The 19,789-nt window shown below is 46.5% G+C and carries 16 protein-coding genes; 9 read left to right on the top strand and 7 right to left on the bottom strand.

Going from position 1 to position 19,789, the window contains the following annotated elements; translation table 11 throughout:
* Position 1 precedes the first annotated feature (1 nt).
* Both QUB10_RS28790 and QUB10_RS28785 read left to right on the top strand, forming a co-directional pair.
* Positions 2–529, top strand: coding sequence for a hypothetical protein (locus QUB10_RS28790; protein ID WP_333206644.1), 528 nt, complete (start codon positions 2–4; stop codon positions 527–529).
* A 117-nt stretch (positions 530–646) separates the two neighbouring features.
* The gene (locus QUB10_RS28785) at positions 647–2,281 is read left to right on the top strand and encodes a sodium:proton antiporter (protein WP_333206643.1); all 1,635 of its coding nucleotides are present in this window, start codon (positions 647–649) and stop codon (positions 2,279–2,281) included.
* Here QUB10_RS28785 and QUB10_RS28780 read toward each other — a convergent pair.
* The 3 genes from QUB10_RS28780 to QUB10_RS28770 form a co-directional block, all read right to left on the bottom strand.
* A complete protein-coding gene (locus QUB10_RS28780) occupies positions 2,238–2,954 on the bottom strand; it encodes a TrkA family potassium uptake protein (RefSeq protein WP_333206642.1) in 717 nt (238 codons plus the stop codon). The two genes, QUB10_RS28785 and QUB10_RS28780, sit on opposite strands and share 44 nt — an antisense overlap.
* 208 nt (positions 2,955–3,162) lie before the next feature.
* On the bottom strand, positions 3,163–3,444 hold the full coding sequence (gene gatC / locus QUB10_RS28775; RefSeq protein ID WP_333206652.1) for an Asp-tRNA(Asn)/Glu-tRNA(Gln) amidotransferase subunit GatC: 282 nt from the start codon (positions 3,442–3,444) through the stop codon (positions 3,163–3,165).
* Between the two features lie 162 nt (positions 3,445–3,606).
* Positions 3,607–4,128, bottom strand: a complete 522-nt coding sequence (locus QUB10_RS28770; RefSeq protein ID WP_333039118.1) for a photosystem I assembly protein Ycf3 — start codon at positions 4,126–4,128, stop codon at positions 3,607–3,609.
* Between the two features lie 746 nt (positions 4,129–4,874).
* Here QUB10_RS28770 and QUB10_RS28765 point away from each other — a divergent pair.
* Positions 4,875–6,191 (top strand): hypothetical protein, encoded by a 1,317-nt coding sequence (locus tag QUB10_RS28765; RefSeq protein ID WP_333206641.1) that lies wholly within the window; start codon positions 4,875–4,877, stop codon positions 6,189–6,191.
* 193 nt (positions 6,192–6,384) lie between these two features.
* On the opposite strand, the gene QUB10_RS28760 is transcribed toward QUB10_RS28765, so the two are convergent.
* Both QUB10_RS28760 and QUB10_RS28755 read right to left on the bottom strand, forming a co-directional pair.
* A complete protein-coding gene (locus QUB10_RS28760) occupies positions 6,385–6,609 on the bottom strand; it encodes a hypothetical protein (RefSeq protein WP_015174403.1) in 225 nt (74 codons plus the stop codon).
* Positions 6,610–6,924: 315 nt separating this feature from the next.
* Positions 6,925–8,100, bottom strand: a complete 1,176-nt coding sequence (locus QUB10_RS28755; protein WP_333206640.1) for a SpoIID/LytB domain-containing protein — start codon at positions 8,098–8,100, stop codon at positions 6,925–6,927.
* A 269-nt stretch (positions 8,101–8,369) separates the two neighbouring features.
* Between QUB10_RS28755 and QUB10_RS28750 the strand changes: the two genes are divergently transcribed.
* Positions 8,370–9,302, top strand: a complete 933-nt coding sequence (locus QUB10_RS28750; RefSeq protein WP_333108095.1) for a ribonuclease Z — start codon at positions 8,370–8,372, stop codon at positions 9,300–9,302.
* Positions 9,303–9,774: 472 nt separating this feature from the next.
* On the top strand, positions 9,775–12,591 hold the full coding sequence (gene secA / locus QUB10_RS28745) for a preprotein translocase subunit SecA (protein WP_333206639.1): 2,817 nt from the start codon (positions 9,775–9,777) through the stop codon (positions 12,589–12,591).
* 390 nt (positions 12,592–12,981) lie between these two features.
* On the opposite strand, the gene QUB10_RS28740 is transcribed toward secA, so the two are convergent.
* The gene (locus tag QUB10_RS28740) at positions 12,982–14,643 is read right to left on the bottom strand and encodes an ATP-binding protein (protein ID WP_333206638.1); all 1,662 of its coding nucleotides are present in this window, start codon (positions 14,641–14,643) and stop codon (positions 12,982–12,984) included.
* 519 nt (positions 14,644–15,162) lie between these two features.
* Between QUB10_RS28740 and QUB10_RS28735 the strand changes: the two genes are divergently transcribed.
* Together QUB10_RS28735 and QUB10_RS28730 are read left to right on the top strand one after the other, a co-directional pair.
* Positions 15,163–16,164 (top strand): hypothetical protein, encoded by a 1,002-nt coding sequence (locus QUB10_RS28735; protein WP_333206637.1) that lies wholly within the window; start codon positions 15,163–15,165, stop codon positions 16,162–16,164.
* 287 nt (positions 16,165–16,451) lie between these two features.
* Positions 16,452–17,447: a hypothetical protein gene (locus QUB10_RS28730; protein WP_333206636.1), complete on the top strand. Its 996-nt coding sequence runs from the start codon at positions 16,452–16,454 to the stop codon at positions 17,445–17,447.
* A gap of 158 nt (positions 17,448–17,605) precedes the next feature.
* Here QUB10_RS28730 and QUB10_RS28725 read toward each other — a convergent pair whose 3' ends face one another.
* On the bottom strand, positions 17,606–17,899 hold the full coding sequence (locus QUB10_RS28725) for a DUF3288 family protein (protein ID WP_333206635.1): 294 nt from the start codon (positions 17,897–17,899) through the stop codon (positions 17,606–17,608).
* 303 nt (positions 17,900–18,202) lie between these two features.
* Between QUB10_RS28725 and QUB10_RS28720 the strand changes: the two genes are divergently transcribed.
* Together QUB10_RS28720 and QUB10_RS28715 are read left to right on the top strand one after the other, a co-directional pair.
* The gene (locus QUB10_RS28720; protein ID WP_333206634.1) at positions 18,203–19,357 is read left to right on the top strand and encodes an RNA-guided endonuclease TnpB family protein; all 1,155 of its coding nucleotides are present in this window, start codon (positions 18,203–18,205) and stop codon (positions 19,355–19,357) included.
* 244 nt (positions 19,358–19,601) lie between these two features.
* Positions 19,602–19,789, top strand: a 188-nt coding sequence (locus QUB10_RS28715; protein WP_333206633.1) for a hypothetical protein, incomplete at its 3' end; no start/stop codon positions are given.

Here is a 19,789-nt window from a genome sequence, read left to right as displayed (position 1 = left end):
CATGAATTACCAAAATCTCAAACGTGCTAGCGGCCTATTTACTAATCATCGAAACGCCAAGCAGGCGCTAGTTGAGCTAAAAAGCAGGGGCTTCCCCATGCACAAGATTTCAGTGATTGCTAAACCTTCTGAGAATGATGATTTGGACTGTCTGGGCGTGCAGCAAATTTTAATCACAAGAGCAGCAGGCGCACAAGTAGGCGCGATATACGGCAGCATACGACTAGGTTCACTAGCCTTAATTGTTGGACTCAGCAGCCTGCTAATTCCCGGTATTGGTCAGGCAGTAGCGGTGGAAAGCATTTTAGCAACTTTCTTTGGAAGTGGGATTGCTGCAACTGCTGGCGGTCTATATGGCGCACTTCAAGGATGGTTGGTGCCAGAAGAACAAGCAAGAATTTACAATAACAGATTTAACCAGGGAGATTATTTGCTGGTCATGGAGGCAAGAGAAAATGAAATCGTGATTGCTGAACCTGTCCTTAAACGTTGGGAGATTCTGACGTGGCGCGTCTGTGACGCTACCTAAATTCAAGGTAATATAAGAAAGACAATTACCTTGCGGTTCCGCCTGCTGCAAAGTGAACCGTCTCCTGCCAGCTAAAAGCGTAGTTAATCTGTCAATTTCTTTGAGGAAAACGATTTTATGACAGGAGTATCGGCGATCGTCGAGTCGATTGTAGCGCAAGCACGTCCCTTGGGCAGCAATCCTGCTACAAATAGCCAAACGGCAGGAGCCATTCCTGAATTGGTCATCATCTTGATCATTCTGCTGCTGATTGCAACTGTTGTGGCACTCGTAACTCAACGGTTGCGGATTCCCTATGTGACGGGCTTAGTGTTAGCAGGCTTGCCCATTACGGAGCTCTTGTCGCGTCGAATTGGTTTAGACCCCTCTTTAGTATTAAATCTTTTCCTACCAATTCTGATTTTTGAAGCAGCTATCAATACTGATATCAGCCGTCTCCGCAGCACCTTTAAGCCGATCGCCCTGCTGGCGGGCCCAGGCTCGATATTTTCCTCAGCAATTATCGCTATTCTGGTTAAATTTGGGCTAGGACTAGACTGGATTCCGGCATTGCTGATCGGAGTCATTCTGGCAAACACTGATACAGTCTCAATGATCGCGGTTTTTAAAGAGATCCGTGTGCCTTCCCGGCTATCCACCATCGTGGAAGGAGAAACCCTGTTCAATGATGCGGCTGCTCTAATTTCATTTAATTTGGTTTTGGTCATTTATGCGACAGGCTCTCTCACCCCTATACAAGGCGTGAAGGAACTTCTCGTGGTTGCCATAGGTGGGGCCCTGGTCGGAGGTGTTTTAGGTTATTTGAGCGTGCCGATATTTGTTCGCTTGAACGATCGGTTGAGTAGCCTTTTGTTAACCGTCGCTCTCGCATTGGGAACTTTCCAAATCGGACAATTTTTAGGCGTATCGGGCGCGGTGGCGGTGGTCATCGCTGGACTTGTTTTTGGCAACCTTGGGCTGCCTCGCAGTTCGTCTGCCTCGGATCGGATTACCTTGCTGAGTTTCTGGGAATACGCTGGTTTTGGGGTCAATACGTTTATTTTCCTGCTGATTGGGATTGAAATTAACCTCCTGACGCTGTGGAGAATTTTGCCATCCATTTTATTCGTCATTCTGGCCTATCAACTGGGACGGATTCTCTCGGTCTATTTGTTATTAGCGGGGCTGCGCTGGTTCGATCGCCCCATTCCGCTACGCTGGCAGCACATTTTGGTTTTAGGGAATATTAAAGGGTCTCTCTCAATGGCCTTAGCTGTTGCGATTCCCTTGACCCTACCAGGACGGGATAACATCATTGCCCTGGTGTTCGGTGCAGTTTTATTCTCCCTGGTAGGACAGGGATTAAGTTTACCCTGGCTGGTAAAACGACTAAAAATTAGCCGTGTTTCTGATGTAATGCAGGAAGCGGGGCAGTTACAGATTCAGTTGATTGCTTCCAAAGCGGCTCAAGATGAGCTAGATAGTTTGCTGAAAGCAGGCGTGTTGCCGAAGGCAGTTTACGAGGAGTTATGGGCATCGTATCAAGCACGAATAGCACAGTCTGAGCGAGTGCTGCGCGAGCTCTACAATAAACATCGGGCTGGGCAACTAGAGGGCGATCGCAGCGGGCTAGATACGATTCGGCGGCGATTGCTTCTAGCAGAAAAAGGAGCAGTTAGCGATGCCCTCCGCAAGCGAATTGTCCCAGAGGATCTGGTTCATCCTTACATCAAAGATTTGGATGAGAAACTTCTAACGTTGGCAGATGACTAGCGCGAATGCCGAGGTAATCAATCATGTGGTGAACTAGCTCTGGACGGGTGACGACCAAGATGGTAGATCCTGCTTCAAGAACAGTATTGCCGTTCGGAATCTCCAGATTGGCGCAGGCATGGCATTGATAACCAATAATCAGCGAACCTGTTGGAAAACGAGGGTCTTGAGCAATTTGAGCAACGGTGCGACCTGCCACCTTGCAATCGCCTGGAACTGGCAGCTTTAGCACCTCGACTTGCCCGTGTTCAAAGTGCATCATCGACTCGATTTGAGGGTATTCAATCGCATTCGCCATTGATGCAACTGCCAAATCAATAGTGCTGATGATGTGACTGGCTCCGGCAAGGCGATAGGCTTCCAGGAATTCGCGATCGCGCATTCGCACCACAATATGGGAAATGCCATAGCTCCTAGATAGGGTGATCAGCGCTAAATTCAGTGCATCATCGCTGAGTGCTGCAACGACTGCGTTTGCTTGTTTAATTCCTGCTTCCAGAAGAACCGTTGTACTCACCGCACTGCCTTCAAATGCCATCACTCCGATTTTTTCACGAGCAAAGCGACAAGCAAGCGGGTCGGCATCGAGGATTGCAACCGTATGACCGAGTTTTAATAACTGCTGGGCTAAACCCAGCCCCATCATTCCTGCTCCACCAATTAATACGTACATGACTATTTGTCGCCCCAAAAATGAACTTTCCCGATCATCGCTATGAGCGATATTGTGTTGGGTTTCTATCAGTTTAATCGGCTTGTGGGGTGGCTTATACCGGGCTTGCTTATTAGCTGTTCCACAGTTAATTTAATCGGCTTTTGGGGTAGGCATGGCTAGCCCGCCCCTCAAGGGATGTTCCTCAGTTACATGTGTACCGGGAACCCTACATAATCTTAGGCACTTTAAAAAACTCTCCCTCGCGATCGGGAGCTCCCTCCAAAATACTTTCTCCCTTAGCAAAAGGTTGCAAATCGTCCGATCGCATCACGTTACTAACATCGATCGCCCGCGTTGTCGGCTGCACCTTACTCGTATCCAGTTCGCTCAACTGCTCGAAATAATCCAAAATACCGTTAAGTTGACCAGTAAACTGCTCTTCTTCTTCCGGCGTTAATTCCAATCTCGCTAAATTCGCTACTTTCCGAACTTCTTCTCTGTCAATCATAAAAATCGGGAATGGGGAATGGGGAATTGGGCATTGGGCATTGGGCATTGGGCATTGGGCATTGGACATAGGGAATTGGTTATTTGTTATTAGAGAAACGACTAACTACCAACTATTAACTACTAACTATGCCCCATGCCCCGTGCCCCATGCCCATCCTAGTTAAAAATACACATCAATTTGCGATCGGCCTGTCGTCTTCAGCCAATTTTGTACCTCAATGTAATTGTTTGGGGCCAAGCGAATAGCCTCCTTCCAATAATCCGCAGCTTTATCAAACAGCCCTTCCGCCCCTTCAATATTGCCAGCTTCCTTTTCCTTTTCCCCTTGATAGTGGTAAATTACAGCAATATTATTTAGTGCTTGTGGCATTCTCGGATTGAGATCCAAAGCCTCGCTGTAATATTCCAAAGCTTTATCGTGTTCGCCGTTGCTAGTATGGATCAGCCCCATATTGTACAAGACATAACTGCGATCGTAAGGATCTTCCTCCAGCTTCAGCGCTTCATGATAATTGTCCAGCGCTTCAGCGTATTCGCCATCAGCTTGAGCTGACATACCATCCCGGTAATAAGCAAAAGCTTCCTTCGCCTGCTTTTTGGCTGGCATAATCTTGAGGATGATATCAGCCATTACCGTGAAACTTTTGTCAATAAAGTTATCGTTGCGTTGAGTTCTTGGCATATGCGATTCTTTGGTTAGTGGCTAATCAGAAAAATTAGCCTGTAAAGTTTTGCTATTAATAATTGCGCCACTGTTGTAGTGGGCCGTTGTGTTGAGGGCGCTAAAAAGTTTAGTCGATCGCAAGTGCGAACCTTAAAACACGCCCTTGGGTTTAACACCCGCGCAAGCTCTATCTATTTTATAGAAGTCTTGCAAGACTTGCAAAAAAACTAGATTTCTTTAACATATCTCTGGCACTCTACACAAAACTTACAAAAACCCGCGCAGAAGGGAAAAGTTCTGCTGTAGCGTGCAGGGGCGATCCTCTTCGAGGGTTCCGCCAACGGGCGATCGCGCACCGTACCTTACTAACTGTACCCATAATCCCCCCTCCTTGACCCTCAGAGCAAACAAGCAAAAGCAAATGCCGAGGAGAAATTCAATCACAAAGTTTTATTAAGCTATTCGAGTTCAGCCCATACTTAAAAGTTATGCGGCAAAACACTAGCAATATTTTGCCCCAAAGTCAATCGATTTTAGATTTTAGATTTTAGATTTTAGCATTGACCCCACGGATAAATTCGGGGGGCAAGTTTCTCGGATACAGGTTTTTTATTTCTGGACGGATGAATCACGTGGCGGGTATCCTGGATGCTTGATTGTCAAGGGCAGCCTCAAAAAAAATCAGAAGCCCGATCGCCAAAACCAGCTCGAATTCCCGCAATATATAATAAAAATAACCGGGTAATTTTCACAGAGAGAAACCTATGGCTCCGAATCCCACCATTATGCAAGCCGTCGAACAACTTGGCTACCGCGTTACGGTTGGAGACGTGGCGGCAAAAGCTGGATTAGATGTCAATTTTGCCCAGCGAGAACTGTTAACCCTCGCCTCCGAAGCAGGCGGCAACCTGCAAGTAGCAGAATCCGGCGACATTGCCTACCTATTTCCCAAGAACTTTCGAGATATTTTGCGAAACAAATTCTTGCGCTTGCAGTTGCAGGAATGGTGGCAAAAAATCTGGCGCATTTTATTTTATCTGATTCGGATATCTTTCGGCATAGTGCTGGTAGCTTCCATCCTCTTAATTTTTGTTGCTATCACGATTTTACTCTCCAGCGGCGATAGCAATAACAGCGGCGGCGGAGGAGGAGATAGTGGCGGCGGGGGCGGCAGAGGCGGCGGCTTTTCCTTTTTTCCCTACTTCTGGAACGACTTAATATGGATATTTTACTGGAACCATGACCAACCATACTACCAGCAGCGATCGCGCTTAACTGACCAAAAACCCCAGATGAGTTTTCTAGAAGCAGTTTTCTCCTTTCTATTTGGAGACGGCAATCCCAATTACAATCTAGAAGAGCGTAAGTGGAGCGATATTGCCACTGCAATTCGCAACAGCCGAGGCGCCGTCGTCGCCGAACAAATTGCCCCATATCTAGACAATCTCGGACAAGGATACGCCCGAGAATACGAAGAATATATGTTACCAGCCCTCGCCCGTTTTGACGGCCGCCCCGAAGTCAGTCCCGAAGGGCAAATAGTCTACCATTTTCCGCAATTGCAAACCACAGCCACCGAGAGAAATTCTGAGCCAGTAGCAGCTTATTTGCGAGAAATGCTGTGGCGTTTCAGCAACGCCAGTTCCGGCCAAATCATGCTCGCAGCAGGGTTAGGAGCCGTCAATCTTGTCGGTGCGTTAGTTTTGGGGAATCTATTAACTAATAATTTAATCGTCGGTGGATTTATCGGTTTCGTCAGCGCTGTTTATCCCATGATCCTGATTTATGGCGTCGGATTTCTCGCAATTCCTTTAATTCGCTACTTCTGGGTTCAGTGGAAAAATAGCCGGATAGAGGCTCGCAATCAAGAGCGTCAGCAGCGAGCAATGTTATTAAACGAACCCGATGCCAACTTGCTCAAAAAACTAGCCTACGCCCAGGAATTTGCAGCAGAAAACGTTCTCACTGGAGAAGACTTAGCTTATACCACAGAAACAGAATTAACCCAACAAGAACTAGAACAGTCAGCCAAAATAGATGCCGAATGGCAGCGCCGGATCGATCGCTCGAACAACTTGTAATACTAATGAAAAAAACAGTTCTTTGTTGTTAAGTTAGGTTGCACTCAAATCTTGAACTCTTTTCAAGAATAGGCAGGATGCCTGTTCCACAATAAAATATCTTTGTTGGGGAACGGGCTTTTAGCTCGTTGCTAATAATTTGGGAAAATATCCATCTTTATGGATGTCAAAAGTTTTTCTAATCCGAGTTTTATTAAATAAGCTTAGGGCGTTTAAAAATTAAACAATTTTGGTCATACTTAGAGTCATGATCCAGAGCCACAAGTTCCCATCCTTCCTCTCCCAAATGATTGACAAATAGATGCAGCGAGCCTTGTTTCCAATCTCGCTGTTCTTCACCGTTTACATATAAACTAATCAGCTTGTTTCCAAAAGGATACATATTCGCATCCACAAATAAATACTCCCACTTTTGCATAGCAATCCTTAATGTAGTTAGTCATTAGTCATTAGTCATTAGTCATTAGTCATTAGTCATTCCCAATTCCCAATTTCCAATACTTCGGCTACGCGGTTTCTGGCCTGCCACTACGCGGTTCCTGAGCGTAGTCGAAGGGCCGTACAAGTTCCCGATTCCTTGTATTCAGGACACGGAAGTCAGAGATACAGGAATAGTTGTTTTTCCGTTCTTCCTTCTTCCTTCTTCCTTCTTCCCTCGGACTGACATCCGTTATATCCGTTACATCCGTTACATAATCCGTTGCCGAACTTCTTCCTTCCCCATTCCCAGCAGTTACTGGACTGCAATTCTAGCCAAAGTAGCACCTCGGTAATAGTGCAACAAAATCTGCTGGTAGCCGTATCCTTGCCTGGCCAAATTGTAGGCCCCCCACTGGCTCATTCCTACAGCATGCCCGAAACCTTTGCCAGCAACTTGAAAACCAGTAGGAGCTTGGCCGCTGTTCCTTGGGTTCCCACCGCCCCCATATTGAGGAATCACGGTAAACCGGGTACTCCTCAAATTTAAAACCCGGCGTAAATCTGCGCCAGTCATGACCCTAGAACCGCCATCTCCGACTACTTTCATCCTCAAAACGCTGCCGTGAGCGGTAGTGCGTTCTGGCTTCATCGAGATCACATTGCCCACGCCAGAAATCTTACTGCTGATTTGAGCGCGAGAAAAATTTTCTTTCCATTGGTAAACCGGCGCCCCTTGGTCGAAGTCAGGAACAGCACGCAGGTAAGGCAGAGGTTCCGTCCAAACATCCTCGACATTTTCAGTATGGCCCCCAGAGGCAGAGTGGAAAGCTGCTAAAATAATCTGACCGTTGTAGGCGAGAACTTGACCGGCGGTTGCATCGACTGCCGAATAAGTGCCAGAAGATTCTGTTTGCAGTCCTTTGTAAACCTGCGAATACTGAGTGCTGTCCACGTCGTAAAGGTCGGTTTCGCTTTTCAGGCGCTGGTGGATAGCGTAGGAACGGGCGGCGACTGCTTGGGCTTTCAAAGCCTCTTGAGGCCAATTGCCACTCATCTCGGCGCCGAGAACGCTGTAGAGATATTGTTCGATATTGACGTAGTTGATGGCAGTCAAGCCTCCTTTTTGGGGAACTAGAAGGGTGCGTCCCCGATACCAACGATCGCCAATCCAAACATAACCGTTCCCCGTCGGCTCGATCCAAATTTGGTTGGCGGCCCAGCGACCAATTGCCACTGTTCCCGATCGAAATTGAGCTGACTGAGAACTGTTTGCCGGCAGTTCGCCCAAATTGCGCCCGCTACCGTCGCGGATTGCAGCCTTAGTCGAACTGCCGACTTTTACCTGGCTTGTCCCGTCTTGTACCGCCACTCGCAAGATCAGCGCGGCCTGTGCTGGGGCTACCATTGCCAGCCAAAACAACAGCGAAATCCAAAAGTAGCGTTTTTTTAATGTCGAAAAAACGGAACCAAAAAATACTCCTGGCTGCATTTGAAAATTTTCCTCCTGTGCTGTATGAGTTTAAGAATTTTTAAGGGAAGGGAAGGCAAGGGAAAAAGGAAGGGGAACGGAAGAAACAAAACGTTAGAATTGGGTGGATCGCTCTGTGCGCTTGTCAAAAATGATTTTAGCGAAGAGATGTTCGCAGGAACAGCGATTTATCCCGGTTCCTGCCTGCGACTATTTCCTATATGTCGGATTTGTCGCACTCTGGATATATGTAACATATTTTTTAAGACTTAATTGAGGTGATTTGACTCTTGCAGATTACATTTCTCGGAACTAGCTCCGGCGTACCCACGCGATCGCGCAACGTTTCCAGCATCGCCCTCCGCTTGCCCCAGCGAGCGGAACTCTGGCTGTTTGACTGCGGCGAAGGAACTCAGCACCAGTTTCTCCGCAGCGATCTCAAAGTCAGCCAACTAAGCCGCATTTTCATCACTCACCTGCACGGCGACCATATTTTCGGCTTAATGGGTTTGCTGGCTAGCTGCGGTTTGGCGGGGAATGTCAAGCGCATCGATCTTTACGGGCCTCCGGGACTTGAAGAATATTTGCAAGCTGGCGTTCGTTATTCTCAAACTCATTTTTCTTACCCGGTGAAGGTACACAAAATTCACGAGGGAGTTATCTATGAAGATGACGAATATATTGTTAGTTGTGGCCCTTTGAAGCACCGAGTTACTGCTTTTGGTTATCGAGTAACTGAGAAAGATCGTGCGGGACATTTTGATGTAGAAAAAGCGAAGGCAGCGGGTATTCCTTCCGGGCCAATTTACGGCGAGTTAAAACAAGGAAAGACGGTAAAGTTAGAGGACGGGCGACAGTTTAAAGGTACTGATTTTTGTGGCCCGGATCAAGTCGGGCGCAAGTTTGTTTATTGTACTGACACGGTTTTTTGTGACGGGGCCGTGGAATTAGCGAAGGACGCTGATTTGTTGGTTCATGAAGCTACTTTTGCTCATCAAGATGCTCAAATGGCCTTCGATCGCCTGCATTCAACTTCGACAATGGCGGCTCAAGTTGCTTTGATCGCTGGGGCGAAACAGCTAATTATGACGCATTTTAGCCCGCGTTACGCTCCGGGGAATGCGATCGTCCTGGATGATTTGCTCAAGGAAGCGCAGGCTATTTTTCCGAATACGAAAATGGCTTACGACTTTTTGACTTACGAAGTGCCCAGGCCTGTTTAAAACTAGGATTAATCTGGGCTCAGATGTGAGAGCATTTTCAATAAGGGCGATCGGGGCGGGCAAGATGCCCACCCCACAAAAACATTAAATTAATCTCTTGTGGAACAGGCCGGAAAGCCTGTTGCTTAAATTAATGCCACAAAAACATGAACCTCTTGTGGAACAGGCCGGAAAGCCTGTTGCGGAAATTAATCCTACAAAAACATTAATCTCTTGTGGAACAGGCCAGAAAGCCTGTTACCACCTGGAATTGTCAATAAGCACATATACCTGAGTGGCGATCGCCGCCCACCTTCACCAACTTCAATCTAAAATCCAAAATCTAAAATCCAAAATCGGTCGATCGCCCCCAGCGACGGCCCAGGAGGGCCAATGGTTGCTACAATCGGGGAGGGTATATGTTGTGGCTAACACTACAGCCCGTAACCCTGAAAGCTAATAGCTAAATTATTAAAAATCTGCCTCTCCTGCCATGTTTAAAAATCTGCTAGGCGATCCCAACGCGCGCAAACTGAGAAAATTTCAGCCTTGGGTAGCTGATATCAATATTTTGGAAGAAGACTTCCGCGCACTCTCAGACGACGGCCTCAGAGGCAAAACGGCGGAGTTTCAAGAACGTCTGGCAAAAGCTAAATCTCTCAACGAAGAGAAAGAGATCCTAGACGAAATCTTGCCGGAGGCTTTTGCAGTGGTGCGGGAAGCGGGACAGCGGGTTTTGGGGCTGCGCCACTTTGATGTCCAACTCCTCGGCGGCATTATCCTGCACAAAGGCCAAATTGCCGAAATGAAAACAGGTGAGGGCAAAACTCTCGTGGCGACGCTGCCGGCTTACCTCAACGCCCTCAACGGTAAAGGCGTACACATCATCACCGTCAACGATTATCTCGCAAGGCGGGACGCGGAATGGATGGGGCAAGTGCACCGCTTCCTGGGATTGACTGTGGGACTGATTCAGCAGGGCATGGATCAGGTGGAACGAAAGAAAAATTATAACTGCGATATTACCTACGCCACTAACAGCGAAGTCGGCTTTGACTATTTGCGCGACAACATGGCTACTGTCATGGAAGATGTAGTGCAGCGTCCTTTTAATTTCTGCGTGATTGACGAGGTTGACTCGGTGCTGATTGATGAAGCACGGACGCCTTTAATTATTTCCGGCCAGGTGGAACGCCCCAGTGAGAAGTATATGCGGGCGGCTGAGGTAGCTGCTGCTCTGAGAAAGGAAAATGAAGAACATTACGAGGTTGACGAAAAGGCTCGGAATGTGCTACTGACCGATGAAGGGTTTGGTGAAGCTGAGCGGTTGTTGGGTGTTACGGATTTGTACGACCCGGCTGACCCTTGGGCGCATTACATTTTTAATGCGATTAAGGCGAAGGAATTGTTTATTAAGGATATTAACTACATCGTCACTCCCGATCGCGAAGTCGTGATTGTGGATGAGTTTACCGGCCGGGTGATGCCGGGACGGCGCTGGAGTGACGGTTTGCACCAGGCGATCGAAGCGAAGGAACGGGCGGAAATTCAGCCGGAAACTCAGACGCTGGCGACGATTACTTATCAGAATTTCTTTTTGCTTTATCCGAAGCTGTCGGGGATGACGGGGACGGCGAAGACAGAGGAGACGGAGTTTGAGAAGATTTACAATCTGGAAGTAACGCTGATTCCCACTAACCGGATTACGAGCCGCACTGATCTTTCGGATATGGTTTACAAGGCGGAGGCCGGGAAGTGGAATGCGATCGCTCAGGACTGCGCGGAAATGCACGAGATCGGTCGGCCGGTGCTGGTGGGCACGACAAGTGTTGAAAAGTCCGAGTTGCTGTCGCGGCTGCTGCTGGAGAGGAAAATTCCTCACAATTTGTTGAATGCTAAACCGGAAAATGTGGAACGGGAATCAGAAATTATTGCTCAAGCCGGACGCAAAGGCGCTGTGACGATCGCGACAAACATGGCGGGACGCGGTACTGATATTATTTTGGGCGGTAATTCTGAGTACATGGGCCGCCTGAAGTTGCGCGAGTATCTTATGCCCCGGATTGTGCGGCCCGAGGATGAGGACGGTTTTTCGCTGGTGCAAGTACCCGGTATTGGCGGCCGCCCCGCAGCTCAAGGTTTTGGTCAAACTGCCAAAAAGGTTAAGTCTTGGAAAGCTTCGGCGCAGATTTTCCCGACGCAGCTATCGAAAGAGGCCGAGCAAATGCTCAAGGCGGCGGTGGAATTGGCGGTGAAGGAGTACGGCGAGCGATCGCTCACGGAATTGCAAGCCGATGATATCGTGGCTATAGCTTCGGAAAAAGCGCCGACAAAAGACCCAGTAATTCAAAAATTGCGGGAAGCTTACAATCTAACTCGCAAGGAGTACGATGCTTTTACCAGCACCGAACACGATGAAGTCGTGCAGTTGGGAGGCTTGCACGTCATCGGTACGGAACGCCACGAATCGCGCCGGATCGACAATCAGTTGCGCGGCCGGGCGGGACGCCAAGGAGACCCTGGTTCAACGCGGTTTTTCTTGAGTTTGGAAGACAATTTGCTGAGGATTTTCGGCGGCGAACGGGTTGCCGGTTTGATGAAGGCTTTCGGTGTTGAGGAAGATATGCCGATCGAATCTGGAATGCTGACTCGTTCCCTCGAAGGCGCTCAGAAAAAAGTCGAAACCTACTATTACGATATCCGCAAGCAGGTATTTGAATACGACGAAGTGATGAACAATCAGCGTCGAGCAATCTATGCGGAACGTCGCCGAGTATTGGAAGGTTTGGATTCCAAGGAACAGGTAATTAGGTATGCCGAACAGACGATGGATGACATCGTGGGAGCATACATCAATCCCGATTTACCTTCAGAAGAATGGGAACTCGACAAACTTGTCAGCAAGGTGAAAGAATTTGTTTATCTGCTGGCTGACATGACACCGGATCAGCTAGAAGATTTGTCAGTTGAGGAAATTAAAACTTTCTTGCACGAACAAGTCCGCAATGCTTACGACATGAAGGAAGCGGAAGTTAATGCAATCCGAGCTGAATTGATGCGAGATGCGGAACGGTTCTTTATTTTGCAGCAAATTGATACTTTGTGGCGGGAACACTTGCAACAAATGGATGCTTTGCGCGAGTCTGTAGGGCTGCGTGGTTACGGGCAGAAAGACCCGCTGATCGAGTACAAAACTGAAGGTTACGAGCTGTTTTTGGACATGATGACGGATATCCGCCGCAATGTGGTTTATTCGCTGTTCCAGTTCCAGCCACAGCCGGCAATGCAAGTTTCGCCAGAGATGGTTTGAAGATAGTTAACAGTTGACTGTTAAAAAATGGATAAGGTGGGCATTGCCCACCCAGCCCTGTCCATGCCTAAGTCAAGCGAGTTGTTAGGGCAGACAATAACAGCAGCAGGCGATCGGCTGAAAGTGAAACTCATCTCTCAAATCGGTTAACTCTCTGGCGTGTCCTTTGCTGCTCATCATTAGTCTAGCTTCTGGGAGTTGTCACAACTGAATTTCACCATTTGTAGAGCCCATCGCTAATAGTTTTCACTCTCAACTAAAGGCAACTGACAAACCACTACCAAAGTTTTCAGCAAAAACTGAACTAGCTAAATCAGCACCAGAAAAGTTTATTTAATGTAAATTTGCATCGGGTAAATAAGCTAGCCAAATCGTTAAATTACAAAAATCCTAGCCGCTTAAATCTGTCTGTATCTGCTGCAGGAGATTAATAACATTCCCAGCGGCATATCCCGTTTCCCGTGCGGGCTTTCCTCGCAGATATGTAAGAATGAGATTGAGCTGATTTTCTAGCGATCGCTGGCTTTCAAAACAAGAGAGTAGTCGCTTGGCAATGGGGTTGAGAATCAGGCGAGATTGAGTATCCCTCACATAGTCTTTTGCTTGAGCTTTGATGAGAGGATGGCTCTTGAAAAGGTCAATTTTAGCAGTAATTATTTCTTGGCATATCTGTTCGATTAACTGTTCTGTTATGTATTCCATGACGACGGGTTGTTGAGTAAAGCCACCTGTGGTTTTTTTAATGAGCGATCGCCTTCCAAGAGAAGCAAACGTCTCTAGGAGTTCCGTTGGCGACAGTTCTATTACTAAACCTTTCTGCACTTCTAAAAATGAGACTGGCTCTCGATTGATGGCGACGCAGTACATTACCTCTTTTTCAAAAGCAGATAGGCGATTGAACTGTCGGTCTAAGAGATTGCGAATATCATCAAAAATTAAGGTAACTTGGTTTAATAATTCTAAGAAATTAGAAAGACTGCTATCAAATAAATCTCGAATAACAGGAGCTACCATTTTTAATGCTAACGGATTCCCAGCATAGTGTTCAATCAGAGCTTTCCATTCGGATTCTGACCCTGAAAAAGCACCCTTGTCTTGAAAAATTCTCTTTCCTGCTTCTGTGGATAAACCAGGCAGTTGTAATGAGCGAACGGGTAGGGTTTCCCCTTCCTGTGTTGCTAGTTCTTTCGGCTTCTCCCGACTGGTTAACACAATGGTACTTTTATGGGGGGTTTCTGCCAGACAGCTAAGCAATTGACCGTAACCCTCATATCCTTCTCGATAGCCACCCGTGCGATCGCCCGATCGCAAAATTGACTCGGCATTATCGAGAACCAAAAGACAGCGCGAGGCTCGTAAATATCCAAGTAGCTGCGAGATTCTGCCCTCTACAGTATCCGAAAAAACGGTTTCCTTGTGTTTCGAGAGAAAGTGAATCAAATCTGCTAGAAGGTCGAGGAGGGGTGGAGCGTTGCGGAGACTTCGCCAGATGACATAATCAAAATGCTCCTGAATGCGTTTTGCTATCTTGACGGAAATCGCCGTTTTGCCGATGCCGCCCATACCCAATACCATCACTAGACGGCAGCGATCGCGCACGAGCCACTGCTCTAATAAAGCTAGTTCTTCTGTACGTCCATAGAAATCAGAGACATCGAGCGCCTCACCCCAATCTTGACATTTATTGGCAGTCGATCCTTGAACTGTTACCCAGTGAGCAGTAGTGTCACTTCGATCGGCTTGAGTATTTCTAATCTCATCAATAGAGGTACTGTTTGATGGTGCTGTGACTACTTGCATTTGTGGTGCCTTTCGCCGCAAGACTGAGTGAACGTTACTTTTATTAACCTTTTCCCCAAATACTCGACTGAGGAGTTGCCACAATTGGAAGCCGACGAGTTTGATGTACTCAGCATCATAACCAGCCGTCTTAGCAATCTCTGGATAAGAGCGTCCTTCCCAAGTTTGCCGAAATACTAGCTCTTGAATATCGTTGAGCTGTTCTGGTTGAAGAACGGATTCTAAAAAAAGGAGGGCTTCGTCAACAGTCATTTATTTATAGAAAATTAGCAATTTCGACCGGATCACCTACATTGGGAATTTTTAGGTTCCCGCCTGGGGAGGGTTGCAGTAGCCAAATCACTACGCTAATGGGGTGTTCCCCTGATAATCATTATAACGCGCAGGCCAAATACTAACTATTTATAACTTTTTATCACATACGCCGCCGCCATAACCGGCTTATTGTTGAATCAGGGTGGATTTAGCGAGAACATCTCAACTCTAATAGGAATGACTATTCTAGCAGTTGCCTCGATAGTTAGGACAATTTTCAATGTAGTCGTGGGGGGGAGCGGGTTATAGATATTTGGGCTGGGTACATTCATATCCAGGCGTTCAGGCCCCTACTAAATGTGACTTGAACCGATGGGGCTGCCTTGCAGCCTGCATCTTATCGGCGGTGTCACCCCTTCAAACTCTTGTTTCACATAGAGCCTGCTGTGCTTTTCGCCCAGTAAGAGCGCTCTTTCTGCTATAAATTTGTTCGCAATAATTTAAGGTGCAAAAACCATGACAACCAAGCAAATTAACAATGCTTTAAACACAACAGACAAGGGAATACTTACCCCCGATACCAGTGACAATGCTGCAACCACGCGCTATAAAGATTACATTTTACAGGTTGAATTTGCCAGCCAACCTGTCACCATTGACCTGTTTAAAGGCCCCGGTGCTACATTCGATCCCTACCTAGAAGTCTATAAAATCCCTAAAAATAGCAAAGGTGACAATATAATTCTTCCGGGTACTTTTCCAGTAGCATCCAACAATGACGTTACTTTTTTTAATACCAATTCCAGGATTGCAGGAGGGCTTCTCACCAGTGAGGCTCCTTTTGACTATGTAGTTCGCGTCACCACCTACGATGCCCTACCTGATGCGATTCTCCCTGAAAGCTTCACGTTACAGGCCTCCACTAACGCTGGCGAGGTAACATGGAAAGATTCTTTAACAGGTCAAACTATTGATGTCAACGGCAACCCTGGAAGTGTCACTCCTCCTGGTGGCGCTGGCACTCCTGGTGGCGGCACTGCTGGTGGCGGCACTGCTCCTGGCACCAATGCTCCTGTCCGACGCTTCTGGGATAATGTCGCCCAGGCGCACTTTTATACCTCAAATCCCACTGAAATTGCCGATCGGCTTACCAACCCCCGCTATCGCAGTGAAGGCGACGAATTTATCGCTCCCGGTGCGGGTAACGTCCAGGTTCGCCGCTTCTTGAATACGGCGACAGGAACTTATTTTTACACCGCCGATCCAGGGTCAATAGCATTAGTGAAAAGCAACTTGCCTCAGTTTACAGATCAGGGTGACGTTTTCAGTGCCTATGCCTCTTCGTTTCCCGGTGCAATTCCCGTCTACCGTTTCGCGAATCTAGACGCTGAACGGAGAAATTCACAAGCTATTACCCACTTTTACACCGCTGACCCAGCTACCAGGCAGAAAGTGATTAATGAGTTGCCTAATTTCCGGGATGAAGGTGTAACCTTCTATGCGCTTCCTTCTAAGTAAAGCAGCCTGGGGAAAAACTCTGTTAATGGACTGGTGAAACTATAAAAACCGGATTTCTCTAGCCGATAGCTTTGGCGAACGCTTAGAGAAATCCGGCTAATGGTTTCTGGTGCCTAAGTTCAGTAATTTTTACGAAATTAGTTTATTAGTTGCTTTTATTTGTATTTCAAAAAGTGCGATCGCCTTCTCTAAAACCTACAACTAAAGATAGCATCTAGTTGGAGATTTCAGCATAACTGCACAGGTGATTTGCGGGGGAAGTGTATCAATATATTTGCTATAAAGATATGCTACCTCAGCCTTGGGTTGACTTTTTGATGATAAATCCATTGGGTGCAGCGTCAAGGCAAAAAAGCAAAAATTCCGAGAAACAGCATATTTTAAGTAGGATTAAAGCAATGAGCGGCGACAGTTTTGAAGTCAATATCATGGGTACTGATTCTCCTGTTATCATACGTAAGTCAGCAGCATTAGGCGGTATAAATCCTATATTTAGTACACCGACGCCACCTCCACCTCCGCCGAGACTTACACCTGTAACGATCGCGACACCTGCAATCAATGCCCCCGGCCCCGGCAATCCTACTGGGCAACCAGCAAACACTGTTAGCAATGGGATATTTTACAACCTCTCAGACAATAATGACGATGTTTTGCTCTCATCACTTCCCCCGGAGGCTGCTGGCAAACCAATCTTTGCGCTATCTGGCAACGACTATATTACCGGAACAACCGACCTTGATATCATTAACGGAATGCTAGGAGCCGATACAATTTTCGGAGGGGCAGGCACCGACAGTATGAACGGGGGTAAAGGATCGGATGAGATTGACGGCGGTGCTGGCAACGACAATGTGATCGGTAACAATGACAACGATACTCTCTCGGGAGGAGAAGGCAATGACCTTATCGTGGGCGGTAAAGAAAACGATGTCCTGTTTGGCGGCAGCGGGGATGACATACTGAGGGGCGATCTCGGTCAAGATATCCTCACAGGTAGCGGTGGAAACGATATATTTGTGATCGCCCGAGATTTACCCAGCTTAGCAGAAGATGCAGATGTGATTACAGACTTTGACGTTGAGGACAAAGTTAATCTAACGAGTTTTATTGCTGATGTCCAGAAGTTCTCTTTTGAAGAGCTAACTTTGAATCTGAATGGAGTAGGTGCGGTCCCTGCTACGGCAATTAAACTCGGCACCCGTTATGTGGTTATCTTTCAAGGGGCTAGTCTAAGCGATGTGACGCCATTGGGTAATTTTGCGGTTTTTGATACAATATAGTTTTTGGAGCATGAGCTTTGTGGCGCGCACTTGAGTCGAATTAGGAGCGCTAGCACTTTGCTTCAATATTCGTAGACGCACGACCCGTCAGAAACCAGGTTTTTTACGAGAAGACGCGTTACAGCCCGCATCAACGGCCAAAAACCCGGTTTCTCAAGTTAGACCCAATCTTCTTGATCGCTTTTTTGTTTCCTGTAAACCTCACCTTTGGCATGAATTTTACGGGTTTGTTCGTAAAGAGTTTCTTCGGTATGATTCCATTTTTGCAGGACTTTTTTTAAGTCGGATTGGATATCTCTAGCACCGGGAAAGCCTCGGTAGCGAATTATCAATCTTGCTAATTCCGATAAATTGTAGTCGGTTGTTTCTCCTGCTAATAAAGTATCGACACTGGCTCGATCGCGCTTGTATTGCGGATGCTGCTGATCTTGAGTTTTTTCTACTGAATCCATACTATTTATGTTTTCCAATCATTTGAAAATGTTGCTACAAGCAACCGCTACCCAAAAGCGCGGACATAAATAACTATCATGAATAGAGTCTTAAATCCGCGTTTCATAAACGGTTTGATTCGGGTATCATAACTGTCAACTGTCAACTGTCAATTGTCAACTGTTTAAATTGTCGCTTCAGTCATAGCCAGAAATTTTTGTGTTTGTTCAGTAATACCAAATAGACGGTTCTCTCCGAAAAGTAGTTGTCATTTTATGTAGACCAATATACAATCAAAGGTACAGATCAATACTAGCACAGCCATGAAAGCAAGATATCAGTACAGAATTTATCCGACAGACCAACAGCAGCGGGGCTTGGCTCAGTTGTTTGGATGTGTTCGGGTTGTCTGGAATGATGCTCTTGCGCTTTGTAAGCAACTAGGAAAGAAGCCTAAGTCTAGTGAATTGCAAAAGCTAGTAATCACTCAGGCTAAACTAACTCTTGAACGTGCATGGTTGTCTGGAGTCTCAAATATTCCATTACAACAGTCGGTTGCCGACTTGGATATTGCTTTTAAGAACTTTTTTAACTCCTGTAAAGGAAAGCGGAAAGGTCGTAAAGTCGGATATCCTAAATTCAAGAAAAGAACAAATAACCAATCGGCGCGTTTTAGGATTGGAGGGTTTTCCTTTAAAGGCAATGGTGTCTACTTAGCCAAAATTGGAATCGTCAACCCTATATGGTCTAGGGAATTACCGTCTGAACCTAGCTCTGTCACGGTAATCAAGGACTGTGCTAATCGCTATTTTCTAAGCTTTGTAGTAGAAGTTGCACCAGTTCAAATCGACGCCAAAAACCACAGCGTCGGTATTGACTTGGGGATTAAAACTTTTGCTGTGATGAGTAATGCTGAAAAAGCAGAAAGTCCTGACTACAAAAAATTAGACAGAAAAATTCGCCAACTCCAAAAAAAGCTAGCTCGGCAACCCAAAGACTCGAAACGCAGAAACAGAACTCGGATTCAAATAGCCAAGTTGCACAATCAAATTACAGATACCCGCAAAGATTTCTTGCATAAGCTGTCTACCAAAATAGTTAGTGAAAACCAAACTATTATTTTGGAAGATTTAAATGTATCTGGGATGGTCAAAAACCGCAAAGTAGCTAGAGCGATTAGTCTTCAGGGATGGAGAGAATTCCGAACTTTGTGCGAGGCGAAGTCTGAGAAATTTGGTCGAGACTTTAGAGTAATTAGTAGGTGGGAACCAACAAGTCAGGTTTGCTCAGATTGCGGCTTTAAATGGGGAAAATTGGACTTGAAAATCCGCTCGGTTCAGTGCTTGAATTGTGGTACTGAACACGATCGAGATGAGAATGCAGCAAAAAATATAAACAAAGTCGGGATAGGGCATTGCCACGACTATAAACGGACGCAGAGACAGAGTAAGACTACCGGGCGTAGCGTCAGTCAGTGAAGCGTCAAGAATCACCGCACATAAGATGTCGGTGAGTATGTCAATCCAATCTTTATCTTGACAGAAGTTGCGAATTGCTTCTGGGCCTTGGGCACGAATTTGGGCGGGTATGGATTCAAATACTTTTGCTGCTTCTTGAACATTTCAGATTCCCTCACGCATCCCAGCCCTAGCAAATTTGGATTGCAGATTTGTTGGCAGGTTCTCAAAACGGATGTTGTGTGCTATTTTAAAAGCTTCTTGAGTGGCGATCGCCCCGGCACTAACAATTGAACTTGGCGCTGATTGTACCCACGCCGTTAATACAGTTGCACTTTCATCAAATTTTGCATCAATTTGGTTGCCTAAGTTTTGGATCCCACATTCCGCAGATGTGATTATCTTACTGGTATTTTTCAAAAATCAAAGCCATAAAGCTTTTTTTAGTCTAAC

Source organism: Microcoleus sp. B5-D4 (assembly GCF_036705145.1).
GTDB lineage: Bacteria > Cyanobacteriota > Cyanobacteriia > Cyanobacteriales > Microcoleaceae > Microcoleus.
This window is presented reverse-complemented; position numbering and strand designations above follow the sequence as displayed.